Below are 14,363 nucleotides of genomic sequence, written 5' to 3'. Positions count from 1 at the left end.
GCGCTGGAGCCGACGGCGCTAGAGCACGCCCGGCAGCCGGGCCGGGCAGCCGGGCTCGCAGCGCTCGGCGTGCCAGGCGACGCGGCGCGCGTACGAGCCGAACCGGCGGCGCAGGGCGGCCCGCGTGTAGCGGCCGGTCCCCGGGAAGCCCTCGACCTCGCCGCACCAGCGGATCAGCGTCCCGCCGGAGTGCGGCTCCAGCGTGATGTCGACCAGGACGCGGCGGCGCGGCGGGCCGGTGTGCGCGACATAGCCGTAGTGCCGCGGCGGGTCCCAGGCGACGACCTCCTCGCGCCAGGGCGGGACGGACCGGACGGCCCCGATCCCGTTCGGGTGCTCGGTCCCGTCGGCCTCGCGCCGGGCGCGGATCCAGAAGCCGCCCCATTCGCCCCACGCCTCGGCGAGGCAGAGGTGCTTGAAGATCACTTCCGGTTCGGCGCCGGACCTGGCGGTGGCCTCGATCTCATGCTGCATGACAACCCCCCGTGTTCCGTCACGTGGGGTACATGCCCGATCTGCGGCTAATTACGGCATGTGAGGGACTGGATTTATAGCGTGACCGAAATTGGGGGTGCGCTCAGGCGGTGTCGACGACCTGGAACGACTCGGCGAGACGGCCCTCCGGCAGGCCCGCCGCCGCCGCGTTGGCGCCCAGCCAGCCGCGCAGCATCTCCGGCAGCCCGTCGCCCATGTGCCCGGTCTGGCTCACGTGCGCGCGCAGCGCGTTCACCTTCCGCTCGAAGCGGTCGGTGATGTCGACGTAGTGGTTCACGACGGGACCGCCGGTGAGCCACACCTCCCGCGCCGTCCACGCCTCCAGGCCCTCGTCGGCGAGCAGCTCCGGGAACGCGTACGGGTTGCGGGCGTCGGGGTAGACGGCGTCGAGCGCCGCCGAGCCCACCGCCCGGTGGTCGGGGTGGCTCGGGTAGATCCGCTCGTAGTTGCGCTCCGGGCTCGGCATCAGCACCCGGTCCGGCCGCACCTGCCGGATCACCCGGGCGATGTCGCGGCGCAGGTCCAGCGTCGCCTCGACCCGCCCGTCCGGGTGGCCGAGGAACCGGACGTCGGTCACCCCGGCGCACTTGGCCGCCGCGCGCTGCTCCTCGCGGCGCAGCGTCGCCATCTCCGTACGGGAGACGTTGTCGTCGAAGCCGCCCGCGTCGCCGTCGGTCACCATGAGGTAGACGACCTCGATGCCCCGGTCCGTCCAGCCCGCCACGGTCCCGGCCGCACCGAAGTCGACGTCGTCGGGGTGCGCCATCACCGCGAGGACTCGCTCCAGCTTGCCGTCGTCCAGAACGTTGGTCACGGTTTCAACAATAAGGTCCGCGAACGTTCCCGGCACTCCCTGAAGATCAGATATTCACGTGCGGCGGGCTCAGAACGAGGTCAGCGCCGCGAGGAGGCGGTCCTGGAACGCCGTCACGTCGCTGCCGACGGCGACCTTGACCGGGCGGCGGGTGTCCTCGGCGGGCAGTGACCGCGCGTCCCACACGGTGGTGCCGCGCGTCAGCTCGCCCCGCAGCTCCACCCGGACGGGCCGGTGGGCGTACTCGCCGAGGCCCGGTTCCACGGCCAGCATCGCGGCGAGCGCGTCGTGGATGACCGCGCCCCGGCGCTTCAGCGTCGGCGTGTAGGCGACCTCGTAGAACTTCAGGATCCGCGCGGCGAAGCGGGCGACCTCGCTGTCGTGCGCGCCGAGCCGGTCCAGCCAGTCGTCGTGGACGGCGGTCGGGTGCGTGGCGTCCAGCGGCACCAGCACGACCGGCCAGTCCGCCGCGAACACCAGGTCGGCGGCCTCCGGGTCGTGCCAGATGTTCGCCTCGGCGTGCGTCGTGATGTTGCCCGGGTGGTCGAACGCGCCGCCCATGACGACGACCTCGCGGATCAGCGACGGCAGCCCGCCGTCCAGCAGCAGCGCCGCGCCCAGGTTCGTCAGCGGGCCGGTCGCCAGCAGCGTCAGCTCGCCGGGCCGCTCGCGCGCCAGCCGGACGATCTGCGCGGCGGCGGGCTCGGCGACGGGCCGCCCCGCCGGGTCGGGCAGGTGCGTGTCGCCGAGGCCGTCCGTCCCGTGCCAGTCCAGCGCGTAGTGGACGTCCTGCGCCGTCGGCCGGTCCGCGCCCACCGCGACCGGCACGCCCCCGGTGATCCCGGCCGCCTCCAGCACGCGCAGCGTGTTCAGCGCGCCGGTCCGCGGGTCGATGTTGCCGTGCACCGTGCCGACCGCCGCCAGCTCCGCCTCGCCCGCCCGGACCAGCGAGGCCAGGTACAGCAGCGTCATCGCGTCGTCGATGCCGGTGTCGCAGTCGTAGAGGAACACAGGTCCTTTGGTCACGACCGAAAACCTATACGGGCGCGGGCGGTGAAGATCGCGGACCGTCCGCGATTGGGTCTGGGACGCGGCGCCGCACCGGGGTAGAGCAAGAGACATGCGCAAACTCATCAACGCCCCGGCGGACGTGGTCTCCGACGCGCTGCGCGGCCTGGCCGCCGCGCACCCCTCGCTGAACGTCGACCCGGACGGCGGCACCGTCGTGCGGGCGGACGCGCCCCGCGCCGGGAAGGTCGCCCTGGTGTCGGGCGGGGGATCCGGTCACGAGCCGCTGCACGCCGGGTTCGTCGGCCACGGCATGCTGGACGCGGCCTGCTGCGGCGAAGTGTTCACCTCTCCCGTCCCCGACCAGATCATCGCGGCGACGATGGCGGTGGACGGCGGCGCCGGGGTGGTGCACCTGGTGAAGAACTACACCGGTGACGTCATGAACTTCCAGCTGGCCGCCGAACTCGCCGAGGACGAGGACATCGAGGTCACCTCGGTGATCGTGAACGACGACGTCGCCGTCGAGGACAGCACGTTCACCGCCGGGCGGCGCGGCACCGGCGCGACCCTGTTCGTCGAGAAGATCGCCGGCGCGCTCGCCGAGGAGGGCGCGGCGCTGGACGCGGTCGCGGCCGTGGCACGGGAGGTGAACGAGCGCAGCCGGTCGTTCGGCGTCGCGATCTCGCCCTGCACGGTGCCCGCCGCCGGGACGCCCACGTTCGAGCTGGCCGAGGACGAGATGGAGCTCGGCATCGGCATCCACGGCGAGCCCGGCCGGGAGCGCGTTGAGATCGGCACGGCGGCGGAGATCGTGGCGGCCTCGCTCAGCGCGATCGACGCGGACATGCCGCTGTCCGGGTCCGAGGTGCTGGTGCTGGTGAACGGGATGGGCGGCACCCCGCTGATCGAGCAGTACATCGCCTACGCGGCGGCGGCCGAATGGCTGGAGGGGCACGGCGCGACCGTCGTCCGCCGCCTGGTCGGCCCGTACGTGACGAGCCTGGAGATGGCCGGCTGCATGATCAGCGTCTGCCGGATGACGCCCGACCTGACCCGCCTCTGGGACGCGCCCGTCGAGACCCCGGGGCTGCGGTGGGGCCGGTGAACGCGGGCTCGATGAACGCCGAGGACTTCGCCTCCTGGATCAGGCACGCCGCCGAGCTGGTCACCGCCGACGCCGAGCGGCTCACCCGGCTGGACGCGGCCATCGGCGACGGCGACCACGGCCACAACCTCGACCGCGGCTTCCGCGCCGCCGTCGACGCCCTGCCGGACGGCGTCCCGCCCGGCAAGGTGCTGATCGCCGCCGGGCGCGCCATCGTGTCCAAGACCGGCGGCGCGTCCGGCCCCCTCTACGGGACGGCGCTGCGCCGCGCGGGCAAGGCCCTCGGCGACGCCGCCGACGTGGACGCCGCCGCGCTCGGCACCGCGCTGCGGGCCGCGCTGGACGGCGTCCGCGACCTCGGGAAGGCCGCCGACGGCGACAAGACGATGGTCGACGCGCTCGCCCCGGCCGTCGCGGCCTACGAGGCGGCGCTGGCGGACGGCTCGGGCCTCGCCGGATGCGTGCGCGCCGCCGCCGACGCCGCCGCCAAGGGCGCGGACGACACGGTCCCGATGCAGGCGCGCAAGGGCCGCGCGAGCTACCTCGGAGCGCGCAGCACCGGGCACATGGACCCGGGCGCCGCGTCCACCGCGCTCCTGCTCGGAGCGCTCGCCGATGTGACGGGGGAGGGCTGAATGGTCGGCATCGTGATCATCTCGCACAGCCGGACGCTGGCCGAGGGCGCCGCCGAGGTCGCCCGCGCGATGGGCGTCGGCAAGGCTGTCGTCGAACCCGCCGGCGGCGACTCCGAGGGCCGCCTCGGCACCAGCATCGACCTGGTCGAGCAGGCCGTCGCCGCGGCGGGCGACGGCGACGGCGTGGTGCTGCTCGCCGACCTCGGCAGCTCCGTTCTCACCGCCAAGATGCTCATCGAGGACGCCGGCGGGGACGACGTCCTGCTCGCGGACGCGCCCCTGGTGGAGGGCGCGGTCGCCGCCGCGTCCATGGCCGCGACGGGCGCGGACCTCGCCGCCGTCCACGCGGCCGCCGAGTCGGCCCGCGACCACCGCAAGACGTCCTGAACCCGGCCGTGGCGGGCCCGTGCGTCGGCCCGCCACGGCCGCGGTCAGGTCGCGTCGGGCCCGTGCGGCTCCGGCCCTTGCAGCAGGGCGCCGAGGACGGACGAGGCGCCCGCCGCCGGATCCCCGCGCACCTCGAAGACGCGCGGCTCCTCGCCGGCCTCGTCCACCGTGATGAGGTACGCGGGCAGGTCGGCGCCGATCTCGCCTTCCCCGCCCCGCGCCTGCGCGGCGGCGAGCGCGTCCACCGCGTCCCGGATGCCGCCGGCCCGCCCGGCGGAGAGCGCGTCCGTGTCGTACAGCGCGACGACGGCGTTCCGGCCGGTGAACCCGCCGGTGCTCTCGATCTTCACGCGCATCGCGCCTCCCCGCCGGGGGTGGTCGGGCGCCGGCCCTACTTGCTGAAGGCCCGGCGCAGCTCCTCCAGGTCGTCCCGGAGGATGTCATCGTCCTCCAGCGGGCCCCGCATGGCCAGTTTCTCCGGGGCCACGACCTGGTACTCGGGCATCTGCATGGTGCCGCAGCAGCGCGACCTGTCCTGGTCGGCCCGCAGGCTCGCCGAGTGCTGGTCGTGCGGCGCCACCTCGGTGACGTCCTGCCCGTCCCCGGTGTAGCCGGGCTCGGTCATCGCCAGCCGCCCGCTCATCAGGTCGGTCAGCGGCGTCTCCGCCGTGGTGATCTCGCGGACCGCGAACCGGTTCCGGATGAACGTCCGGTAGATCGCCGGGTCGCCGCGGCCGGCCGAGACCTGGAGCATCTTGTTCGCCACGTCCACGTACCGGGCGCCGGTCGCCGGGGCCGCCACGATCGCGTCGAACACCAGCTTGCACAGCGCCGACGCCGTCTCGATCAGGATCACCGAGGCGTCCCTGGTGCGGCGCTGCCGGCTCAGCTCGAACGTGAACATGTCGGCGAGGACGTCGTAGACCGCGCCGGTGAACACCTGCGAGATCGCGTGCACCTCGTTGCCGACCTGGCTGAGCTTGAGGTCGTTGTCGGCGTTGCGGAGCCCGGACGGCATCCCGAGCGCCTTTCCGAACTCCTCCGCCAGGTCCGCCAGGAACGACTTGTCGTGCAGGTTGGCCTTGGTCAGCGCCACCAGCGCCTCCGCCTGGTCCGGCTGCGCCAGCGCCAGGAAGATCGCGGTGATGTCGCCGAACGACTCGTGCAGGCCGCCGGTCTGCGGCGGGTTGCCCGCCGACAGCCAGCCCGGCTTGAGGCCGTCCAGGATCGCGTGCCCGGTCTCGTGAGCGACGATGTCCAGCGACCGGCACGTGTGCAGGACGGTGCCCTGCGGCTGCCCCTGCGGCGTGAAGAACAGGAACTTGAGCGCCTGGCCCGTCCGTGTGTAGAACGCGTTCGCGCCCTCGCCGGCGTGCGGGAACACCGTGATGCGGTCGGTGTTGCCGCCGACGTTCCACGCGAACGGGATCGGGTTGCCGCCGTTGTGCCGTTCGTACATCGCCATCGTCTGCCGGACGACGGCGGACGTGTGCGCGCAGTCGAACTGCGCGGTCGCGGTGGCGAAGACGAAGTCGCCTTGGACGTTGCGGGCGACCGGGGTGACGCCCGCCAGCTCCGTCCGGACGCGCGCGTCCGTCGGGCCGTTCAGCACCACGGTCGGGACGTAGACCAGCCGGGCGCCGAGTTCGGCGATCGACGGGTCCTGCTTGTAGACGAGGAACCGGTGCCCGGTCCTCAGCGGCACCGGAACCGGCACCGGGCGCGGCACGGGTCGCGGCACGGGCCGCTCGAACTCCTGCTGGTGGATCGTCATCGAAGCCACCTCCCCTGACAGTGCGCGAGTCCCTGCTGACTCGGCGTTCCGTCGCGTCGAACGCTCCGCCGGCGGCGAGATCGAGTCAACCCGCGGACCTGGAAAGGCATCCCGTCTGTCCACATGAAGCCACCGGCCGGGATACCGGGCGCACCGGCCGGTGCGGCGGACGCGCCGAAATCGTCCGCGCCGCGCCGTAGACTCGCACGTGATGTCGAAGACCGAAGCTCACCCCTTGCTCGATGGCCTCAACCCGCAGCAGCGCGCCGCCGTCGTGCACTCCGGCGGCCCCCTGCTGATCGTCGCGGGCGCCGGCTCGGGCAAGACCCGGGTGCTCACCCACCGCATCGCGCACCTGCTCGGCGAGCGGGACGTGCACCCCGGCCAGATCCTCGCGATCACCTTCACCAACAAGGCCGCCGCCGAGATGAAGGAGCGCGTCGACGCCCTCGTCGGGCCGCGCTCGCGCGCCATGTGGGTGATGACGTTCCACTCCGCCTGCGTGCGGATCCTGCGCCGCGAGGCCAAGCGGCTCGGCTTCCCCACGAGCTTCTCGATCTACGACCAGGCCGACGCGAACCGGCTGATGGCGCTGGTCTGCCGCGAGCTCGACCTCGACCCGAAGCGGTACCCGCCGAAGTCGTTCAGCGCCCAGGTGTCCAACCTGAAGAACGAGCTGATCGACTACGAGACGTTCAAGAACCGCGCCTCGACGCACATGGAGCAGACGCTCGCCGAGGCCTACGAGATGTACCAGGCGCGCCTCCAGCAGGCCGCCGCCATGGACTTCGACGACCTGATCATGATGACGGTCAACCTGCTCCAGGTCTTCCCGGAGGCCGCCGAGCACTACCGGCGCCGGTTCCGGCACGTCCTCGTCGACGAGTACCAGGACACCAACCACGCGCAGTACGAACTCGTCCGCGAGCTGACCGCCCCGGTCGAGGGGGTCGGTGCGGCGGAGCTGTGCGTCGTCGGCGACGCCGACCAGTCGATCTACGCGTTCCGCGGCGCGACGATCCGCAACATCCTGGAGTTCGAGCGCGACTACCCGGACGCCACCACGATCCTGCTGGAGCAGAACTACCGCTCCACGCAGACGATCCTGTCCGCGGCGAACGCGGTGATCGAGCGCAACGCCGACCGCAAGCCCAAGAAGCTGTGGTCCGACCAGGGCGAGGGCCACAAGATCACCGGCTATGTGGCCGACAACGAGCACGACGAGGCCGCGTTCGTCGCCCACGAGGTAGACCGGCTCACCGACGAGGGCGACGCCCGCCCCGCCGACGTCGCCGTGTTCTACCGCACCAACGCCCAGTCGCGCGTCTTCGAAGAGGTGTTCATCCGGGTCGGGCTGCCCTACAAGGTCGTCGGCGGCGTCCGGTTCTACGAGCGCAAGGAGATCCGCGACGCCCTCGCCTACCTGCGCTGCCTCGCCAACCCCGAGGACACCGTCTCCCTGCGGCGCATCCTGAACGTCCCCAAGCGCGGCATCGGCGACCGTGCCGAAGCGTGCGTCGAGGCGTACGCGTCCCGCGAGCGCATCTCGTTCTGGCAGGCGCTCCGCGTGCCCGAGGACGTCCCCGGCATGGCGACCCGCTCGATCAACGCCGTCCGCGAGTTCGTCACCCTGCTGGACGAGCTGCGCACGGCCGCCGAGTCGCTCACCCCGGCCGACCTGATCGCCGAGGTCCTCAAGGCCAGCGGCTACCTGGAGGAGCTCCAGAACTCCAAGGACCCGCAGGACGAGACCCGCGTCGAGAACCTCCAGGAGCTGGAGGCCGTCGCCCGCGAGTTCGAGGAGCGCCTCGACGGCGAGTCCGCCGAGGGCCGTCTCCCCGAGTTCCTGGAGCAGGTCGCGCTGGTCGCCGACGCCGACTCCATCCCCGGCGGCGCCAAGGGCGGCCCCGTCCCGCCGGGCGAGCAGCCCGAGGAGAGCGACCACGGCGTCGTCACCCTGATGACGCTGCACACCGCGAAGGGCCTCGAATTCCCGGTGGTGTTCCTCACCGGCATGGAGGACGGCGTCTTCCCGCACCTGCGCGCCATGAGCAACCCCAAGGAGCTCGAAGAGGAGCGCCGCCTCGCCTACGTGGGCATCACCCGCGCCCGGCAGCGGCTGTACGTCTCCCGGGCCGCGATGCGCAGCTCGTGGGGCGCGCCGCAGGTGAACCCGCCGTCCCGGTTCCTCGGCGAGGTCCCGAACAGCCTCCTCGAATGGGAGCGCGAGGCGTCCTCGACGTCCAGCCCGGCGATGTCGCGCATGGCGCAGCGGCCGGGCACCCGCTCGCCCGGGAACCGACCCGTCCCGTCCCTGTCCCCGGGCGACAAGGTCACCCACGACGCCTTCGGCCTCGGCACCGTCGTCTCGGTCTACGACCGGGGCGAGAAGGCCAGCATCGACTTCGGCGGCGAGTACGGCGTCCGCACGCTCGTCCTCCGCTTCGCCACCATCGACAAGCTCTGACCCGCCCGCGCGGCCGCCCCGGCCGCGCGCCCCGGCTCCCGGTCAGGCGGGGCGGCGGCGGAGAAGGTTCATGGGGAGCGTGTGCAGGACGGTCTGGTCGTCCTGGTTGAGCAGTTCGGCCCGGGTGCGGACGATGCCGCGGTCGGGCTTGGAGCGGGACGGGCGGGCCTCCAGGACGGCGACGCGCAGCCGGAGGCTGTCGCCGGGGCGGACGGGGGCCGGCCAGCGCAGCTCGTCCACGCCGGGGGAGGCGAGGCTCGCGACCCGCGACAGGAAGTGGTCGGCGAACAGCCGCATCATGATCGAGCCGGTGTGCCAGCCGCTCGCGATGATGCCCGCGAACGGGCCGGTTTCGGCGAACTCCCGGTCGATGTGGATCGGCTGCGGGTCGAACCGGCGGGCGAACTCGATGATCTCGGCCTCGTCCGGGGCGACGTGGCCGTACTCGTAGACCGAGCCCTCCTTGTAGTCCTCGAAGTACCGGTCGTCGATCGGGGTGGGGAAGTCGGCGCCGAGGGCCCGCGTGCTGATCGTCATGACCCCAGCATCGCGCGTCCCGAGTCCGCCGGGGAGTCCGGGGGCGGGGCCGCCAGGGCCGCCAGGAAGCCGTCGAGCATGGCGATCTGGCGGTCGGGCGGGTAGCCGGCGGGGTCGAACAGGGCGTGCACGACGAGCCCGTGCGCGAAGGCTGCGGCGGACGCGACGATGTCGTCCACGGCGCGGGAGCCGGGCAGTTCGCCGCGGGCGACCGCCGCCTGCGCGTGCGGGCGCAGGCGGTCGCGCCAGCCGGCGTAGCGGTCCCGCTGGCGGGCCGCGAGGCCGGGGTCGGCGAGCGAGACGTCCCAGGAACTGACCCACACGCGGTTCATGGCCGTGGCGTCGGGGGTGAGGCACAGGACGTCCAGGAGCGCGGCGCGCAGGGCGGGCAGGCCCGGCCGCGCGGTGCGGAGGGGGCGGTTCGCGGTGCGCTCGTCGGCCACGTCGAGGGCGTGCGCGACGAGGGCCCTCTTGTTCGGGAAGTAGTGGGTGAGCAGGCCGGTGGAGGCGCCCATCTCCGCCGCGACGGCGCGCAGCGTCAGCCCGCCGAAGCCGTGCTCGGCGAGGACGCGCCAGACGGCCTCGGACACGTCCCGGCGGCGGGCGTCGTGATCACCTCGGGCGGGCATCCCCGTAGAGTACATAACAAACGTTCGGTATGTACCCCCGGGAGGTCCGATGTTCGCTCTCACGCTCGCCGACGGCGCCGAGCTCCGTCCGCTGGAACCGTGGCAGGCGGCGGAGTTCGCCGAGCACGCGCGGGCGGTCCGCGCCGACATCGAGGACTACATCCCCTGGGCCCGGACGGTCGTGGACGAGGTGACGGCCCGCACCCTGCTTCAGGCGTACGCGGAGAAGCAGGCCGCCGACCGGGGGCGCATCTACGGCATCTGGGTCGACGGCGTCCTCCAGGGCGGGACCGTCTTCCGCACGTTCGACGCCGGTCAGGGCACCTGCGAGGCGGGCGTGTGGCTCGCGGCGGGGGCGCGCGGGCGGGGGCTGATCACGACGGCCGTCCGCCACATGATCGACTGGGCGTTCGGCGTGCGGGGGCTGCACCGGGTCGAGTGGCTCTGCGACCCGCGCAACACGGCCAGCGCGGCGGTCGCGAAGCGCCTCGGCATGACGTGCGAGGGCGTGCACCGGCAGGCGTTCCTGCTGGACGGCGAGCGCCGGGACGTCGAGGTCTGGGCCGTCCTCGCCGACGAGTGGGCCTCGTAACGCCCCCGGAGCGGCCGATAGGGTAACCAGTGATCTCAGCTTCACTCCTTACCCCCGGGAGCCCCCGTGCACGCCGAGCAGGTGCTCATGCTGCTGGCCGCCGCCGTCGCGGCCGGCTGGGTCGACGCGGTGGTGGGCGGGGGCGGGCTGATCCAGCTGCCCGCGCTGCTGCTGGCCGCCCCGGGGCAGCCGGTCGCGGCGGCGCTCGCCACCAACAAGCTCGGCTCGATCGCGGGCACGGCGTCCGCGGCCGTCGCCTACGCGCGCAAGGCCAAGCCGGACGTCCGCGTCGCCGTCCCGGCGGGGGTGCTCGCGGTGTGCTGCGCGGCGGGCGGGGCGCTGTGCGCGACGGTGATCTCCTCGGACGTCCTCAAACCGGTCATCATGGTCGTGCTGCTGTCGGTGGCCGCGATCGTGGTGCTGAAGCCCGATCTCGGCCGGGCGCCGCGGCTGGTGCTGCGGACCCGCCGCCGGGTCGCCGCCGCGGTGCTCGTCCCGGGCGTCGCCATCGCCTTCTACGACGGGCTCGTCGGGCCCGGCACCGGGACGTTCCTGGTCGTGGCGTTCACCGCGCTGCTCGGCATGGACTTCGTGGACGCGTCCGCCACCTCGAAGATCATCAACGCCTGCACCAACCTCGGGGCGCTGGTCGTCTTCGCGGCGCAGGGGCACGTGCTGTGGGCGGTCGGGCTGGGCATGGCGGTGGCCAACGCGGTCGGCGCGCAGCTCGGCGCGCGCATGGCGATCAAGCGCGGCGCGGGCTTCGTCCGCGTCGTCCTGCTCTGCGTGGTCGGCGCGCTGGTGGCGAAACTCGCCTACGAGCAGTTCGGCTAGCGCGAGCGGTTCGGCTAGGGGACGGGCAGCGGGTGCTCCAGCGCCGACAGGCTGAGCAGCACGAGGGACGCCGTCCAGCCGAGCGGCGCCGGGCCGGCGGGCTTGCCGGTCGGGCCGACCTTCTCCGGCAGGACACCGAGGGACGTGCGGTGCGCCGCGAGCCAGCTCAGCCGGGAGAGCGCCTCCTCCGTCCGGCCCGACGCGGCGGCGTTCAGCCCGAACAGGGCCGTCTCCGGGGTCCAGGCGACGTCCGGGGTGCCGGACCAGCGCTCGCCCGGCAGCACGCCCCCGTTCGGCAGCGCCTGCTTGCGCGCGGCGTCGCCGATCGCGGCGGTGACCTCGGGGTCGTCCGGGGCGAACGGCGCGGCGAGGAACGTCACCGAGGTGTCCATCAGCCCGCCGGGGACGGGCGAGCGCGGGTAGCCGTAGGGCGCGAACTGCCTGGCCACGGCGTCGGAGACCCGCTGCGCCGCGCTCTGCCACTGCGCGGACCTGCCGGGCTCGCCGCGCATCCGCGCGAGGTCGGCGGCGGCCCGCAGGCCCGCCAGCACGGGACCGACGACGCCGAGCGTGGGGCGGCGCGGGTCCTGCTCGCGGCCGGGGTCGCGCTCCCAGTAGTCGGACGAGGCGGGCGGCAGCCCCTCGGCGTCCAGCGATCGGGTCAGGTGGTCGGCGGCGCGCCGCACCATCGGCCACAGGTCGGGCAGCTCGTCCGGCGCGCCGGTCTGCACCCGGTAGAACCAGGCCGCCCACAGCACCCAGCCGAGCGAGTCGAGCTGCGGGGCGCGGCCGTCGGTGACCGCCGTTCCGTCGGCGTTGTAGCGCGCGGCCCACATGCCGTTGTCGCTCTGCGCGCGCGCCAGGAAGCGCAGGACGCGCCGGGCCTCCGACGGGTGCCCGGTGACGGTGAACGCGGCGACGGTGAACGCGGAGTCGCGCGGCCAGGAGTACCGCCACTTGCTGTACCAGGACGCCAGTGACGCCCCGTTCGGACGTGTGAGGAGACGCAGGTCGAGCAGCGCGCGCGCCGCCATGTCGCGGTAGGTCTGGCCCTGCCCGCCGGTCGGGACGGTGCCCTGCGCGAGCCAGGCGTTGTCGGACCGGACGGCCCTGCCGACGCGCGGGTCGGACGCGTCCACCGTGATGGGCGTGTCGCCGCCGGACGGGATCAGCCGCACGCGCCCGTCCGCGAGCCGGACGACGGAGCTGTCCGGCAGGTAGGCGGCCCCCTCGGCCTGCTCGGGAGAGAGCGGGACGCCGGCGAACGGCCAGCCGCCCCCGCCGACGAGGCCTGGGCTCGCCCAGCCGGAGCCGCTGGACGGTTCGGGGGCCGTGGCGCCGCCGGTCGCGATGAGCGCGGCGATGAGCAGCAGGGCGGTGGCGCGGCGGACCTTGCGGGCGCCCGACCGCCGGCGGGAGACGGGGTTCCGCCGTCCGGCGCCGCGGTGGTCGGGCCCGCGCCGCGCCGGCGGCACGGCGGGAGCGCCGGAAGCGCCCGAAGCGCCGGGCACGCCGGGCACGCCGGGCACGCCGGGCACGCCGGGAGCGGGCCGCGCTCGGACGGAGGCCGTGACGGACGCGTCCTGTTCCTCCGCCATCGCCATCCGTTCGCCCCCTTCGCCACAGCCCACCGCAGCGAAATAAGTACATCAAACTACGTCAATTGGTTCATCCTCCTCACGAGCCACTACGTGCCCACCCCTCAGGATGAGACACCTCGGGCCCCGCCGCACGTGCCGCCGACGAGAACTATCGGTGACATATGGACCCGGCGGCATCACCATGTAGGCGGGTTGACTAGGCTGCATCGACGGAGCGGACCGCAGAGTGCCGGCCGCACGGAAACCCGTGTAGATCGCCGACTCGTGTGGTCTTTGGCTGTCGATCCGTTAAGGACGCCCTCGTGGACCTGTTCGAACATCAGGCGAAGGAACTCTTCGCCGAGTACGGGGTACCGGTGCCCACCGGCAAGGTCGCCCATACTCCCCAGGAAGCGCGCGCCATCGCGGAGGAGCTGTTCTCCGCGGGCAGCAAGAAGGTCGTGGTCAAGGCCCAGGTGAAGACCGGTGGCCGCGGCAAGGCCGGCGGTGTGAAGCTGGCCGACACGGCCGACGAGGCGGAGACGCTCGCCGGCCAGATCCTCGGCATGGACATCAAGGGCCACACGGTCCACAAGGTCCTGATCGAGGAGGGCAGCGCGATCGCGCAGGAGTACTACTTCTCCTTCCTGCTCGACCGCGCCAACCGCACCTTCCTTTCCATCTGCTCCGTCGAGGGCGGCGTGGAGATCGAGGAGGTGCCGCACGACCGGCTGGCGATGGTCCCGGTCTCCCCGCTGGACGGCGTCGACCGGGCCAAGGCCCGCGCGATCGCCGAGCAGGGCCGGCTGCCCCAGGAGGCCCTGGACGGCGCCGCCGAGCTGATCGAGCGGCTGTGGGCCGTGTTCACCGACGAGGACGCCTCCCTCGTCGAGGTGAACCCGATGATCCTCACCGCCGACGGCCAGGTGAAGGCCCTCGACGGCAAGGTCACCCTGGACGACAACGCCGGGTTCCGCCAGGACCACGAGAAGTACGAGGACAAGGCCGCCGCCGACCCGCTGGAGGCCGCGGCCAAGGCCAAGGACCTCAACTACGTGAAGCTCGACGGCAGCGTCGGCATCATCGGCAACGGCGCGGGCCTGGTCATGTCCACCCTCGACGTCGTCGCCTACGCGGGCGAGCAGTTCGACGGCCAGAAGCCCGCCAACTTCCTCGACATCGGCGGCGGCGCGTCCGCCGAGGTGATGGCGAACGGGCTGGAGATCGTGCTGTCCGACGCCGCCGTCAAGTCGGTGTTCGTGAACGTCTTCGGCGGCATCACGGCCTGCGACGCCGTCGCCAACGGCATCGTCTCGGCCTACCAGCTGCTGGCCGACCGCGGCGAGGCCGTCGACCGGCCCCTCGTCGTCCGGCTCGACGGCAACAACGCCGAGCTCGGCCGCAAGATCCTCAGCGACGCGGCGCTGCCCGGCGTCCAGCAGGTCGAGACCATGGACGAAGCGGCCAAGCGCGCCGCCGAACTCGCAGCGGCAGGTGCATGAG

At 73.3% G+C, this 14,363-nt stretch carries 15 protein-coding genes; 7 read left to right on the top strand and 8 right to left on the bottom strand.

Annotated features, from left to right (window positions below):
• Nucleotides 1-18 precede the first annotated feature (18 nt).
• The 3 genes from HUT06_RS38510 to HUT06_RS38500 all read right to left on the bottom strand — a co-directional run bounded on the left by HUT06_RS38510 (nucleotide 19) and on the right by HUT06_RS38500 (nucleotide 2,335).
• Nucleotides 19-474 carry an SRPBCC family protein gene (locus HUT06_RS38510; RefSeq protein ID WP_176200217.1) on the bottom strand — a complete coding sequence of 152 codons (456 nt, stop codon included), beginning with the start codon at nucleotides 472-474 and terminating at the stop codon, nucleotides 19-21.
• A 103-nt stretch (nucleotides 475-577) separates the two neighbouring features.
• Entirely contained in the window at nucleotides 578-1,261 is a 684-nt protein-coding gene (locus tag HUT06_RS38505; RefSeq protein ID WP_176201892.1) for a PIG-L deacetylase family protein, read from the bottom strand.
• 117 nt (nucleotides 1,262-1,378) lie between these two features.
• Nucleotides 1,379-2,335: a nucleoside hydrolase gene (locus tag HUT06_RS38500; protein ID WP_254715613.1), complete on the bottom strand. Its 957-nt coding sequence runs from the start codon at nucleotides 2,333-2,335 to the stop codon at nucleotides 1,379-1,381.
• A 94-nt stretch (nucleotides 2,336-2,429) separates the two neighbouring features.
• Between HUT06_RS38500 and dhaK the strand changes: the two genes are divergently transcribed.
• Genes dhaK through dhaM form a run of 3 tightly spaced genes read left to right on the top strand, consistent with a single transcriptional unit; the run spans nucleotide 2,430 to nucleotide 4,447 of the window.
• Nucleotides 2,430-3,425, top strand: coding sequence for a dihydroxyacetone kinase subunit DhaK (gene dhaK, locus HUT06_RS38495; protein WP_176200215.1), 996 nt, complete (start codon nucleotides 2,430-2,432; stop codon nucleotides 3,423-3,425).
• Nucleotides 3,422-4,060, top strand: coding sequence for a dihydroxyacetone kinase subunit DhaL (dhaL, locus tag HUT06_RS38490; protein WP_368407002.1), 639 nt, complete (start codon nucleotides 3,422-3,424; stop codon nucleotides 4,058-4,060). Before dhaK ends, dhaL begins: the two co-directional genes overlap by 4 nt.
• Nucleotides 4,061-4,447, top strand: coding sequence for a dihydroxyacetone kinase phosphoryl donor subunit DhaM (gene dhaM / locus HUT06_RS38485; RefSeq protein WP_176200214.1), 387 nt, complete (start codon nucleotides 4,061-4,063; stop codon nucleotides 4,445-4,447).
• Between the two features lie 44 nt (nucleotides 4,448-4,491).
• Here dhaM and HUT06_RS38480 read toward each other — a convergent pair whose 3' ends face one another.
• Nucleotides 4,492-4,803, bottom strand: a complete 312-nt coding sequence (locus HUT06_RS38480; protein WP_176200213.1) for a hypothetical protein — start codon at nucleotides 4,801-4,803, stop codon at nucleotides 4,492-4,494.
• A 35-nt stretch (nucleotides 4,804-4,838) separates the two neighbouring features.
• A complete protein-coding gene (locus HUT06_RS38475) occupies nucleotides 4,839-6,221 on the bottom strand; it encodes a hypothetical protein (protein WP_176200212.1) in 1,383 nt (460 codons plus the stop codon).
• A gap of 211 nt (nucleotides 6,222-6,432) precedes the next feature.
• Between HUT06_RS38475 and pcrA the strand changes: the two genes are divergently transcribed.
• Entirely contained in the window at nucleotides 6,433-8,688 is a 2,256-nt protein-coding gene (gene pcrA, locus HUT06_RS38470; RefSeq protein ID WP_176200211.1) for a DNA helicase PcrA, read from the top strand.
• Between the two features lie 42 nt (nucleotides 8,689-8,730).
• Here pcrA and HUT06_RS38465 read toward each other — a convergent pair whose 3' ends face one another.
• Both HUT06_RS38465 and HUT06_RS38460 read right to left on the bottom strand, forming a co-directional pair.
• Nucleotides 8,731-9,225 carry a MaoC family dehydratase gene (locus tag HUT06_RS38465; protein ID WP_176200210.1) on the bottom strand — a complete coding sequence of 165 codons (495 nt, stop codon included), beginning with the start codon at nucleotides 9,223-9,225 and terminating at the stop codon, nucleotides 8,731-8,733.
• A complete protein-coding gene (locus tag HUT06_RS38460) occupies nucleotides 9,222-9,854 on the bottom strand; it encodes a TetR/AcrR family transcriptional regulator (protein WP_176200209.1) in 633 nt (210 codons plus the stop codon). Before HUT06_RS38460 ends, HUT06_RS38465 begins: the two co-directional genes overlap by 4 nt.
• Nucleotides 9,855-9,903: 49 nt before the next feature.
• Here HUT06_RS38460 and HUT06_RS38455 point away from each other — a divergent pair, with 49 nt between their 5' ends.
• Nucleotides 9,904-10,446, top strand: a complete 543-nt coding sequence (locus HUT06_RS38455) for a GNAT family N-acetyltransferase (RefSeq protein ID WP_176200208.1) — start codon at nucleotides 9,904-9,906, stop codon at nucleotides 10,444-10,446.
• Nucleotides 10,447-10,512: 66 nt separating this feature from the next.
• On the top strand, nucleotides 10,513-11,280 hold the full coding sequence (locus tag HUT06_RS38450; protein ID WP_176200207.1) for a TSUP family transporter: 768 nt from the start codon (nucleotides 10,513-10,515) through the stop codon (nucleotides 11,278-11,280).
• A 14-nt stretch (nucleotides 11,281-11,294) separates the two neighbouring features.
• On the opposite strand, the gene HUT06_RS38445 is transcribed toward HUT06_RS38450, so the two are convergent.
• On the bottom strand, nucleotides 11,295-12,884 hold the full coding sequence (locus HUT06_RS38445; protein ID WP_254715612.1) for a glycoside hydrolase family 15 protein: 1,590 nt from the start codon (nucleotides 12,882-12,884) through the stop codon (nucleotides 11,295-11,297).
• A 299-nt stretch (nucleotides 12,885-13,183) separates the two neighbouring features.
• Between HUT06_RS38445 and sucC the strand changes: the two genes are divergently transcribed.
• Nucleotides 13,184-14,362, top strand: coding sequence for an ADP-forming succinate--CoA ligase subunit beta (gene sucC / locus HUT06_RS38440; RefSeq protein ID WP_176200206.1), 1,179 nt, complete (start codon nucleotides 13,184-13,186; stop codon nucleotides 14,360-14,362).
• Nucleotide 14,363: the final 1 nt, after the last annotated feature.

It is taken from the genome of Actinomadura sp. NAK00032, assembly GCF_013364275.1.
Lineage (GTDB): Bacteria > Actinomycetota > Actinomycetes > Streptosporangiales > Streptosporangiaceae > Spirillospora.
Note: the sequence above shows the minus strand (reverse complement) of the source record. Positions and strands in the feature narration are given on the sequence as shown.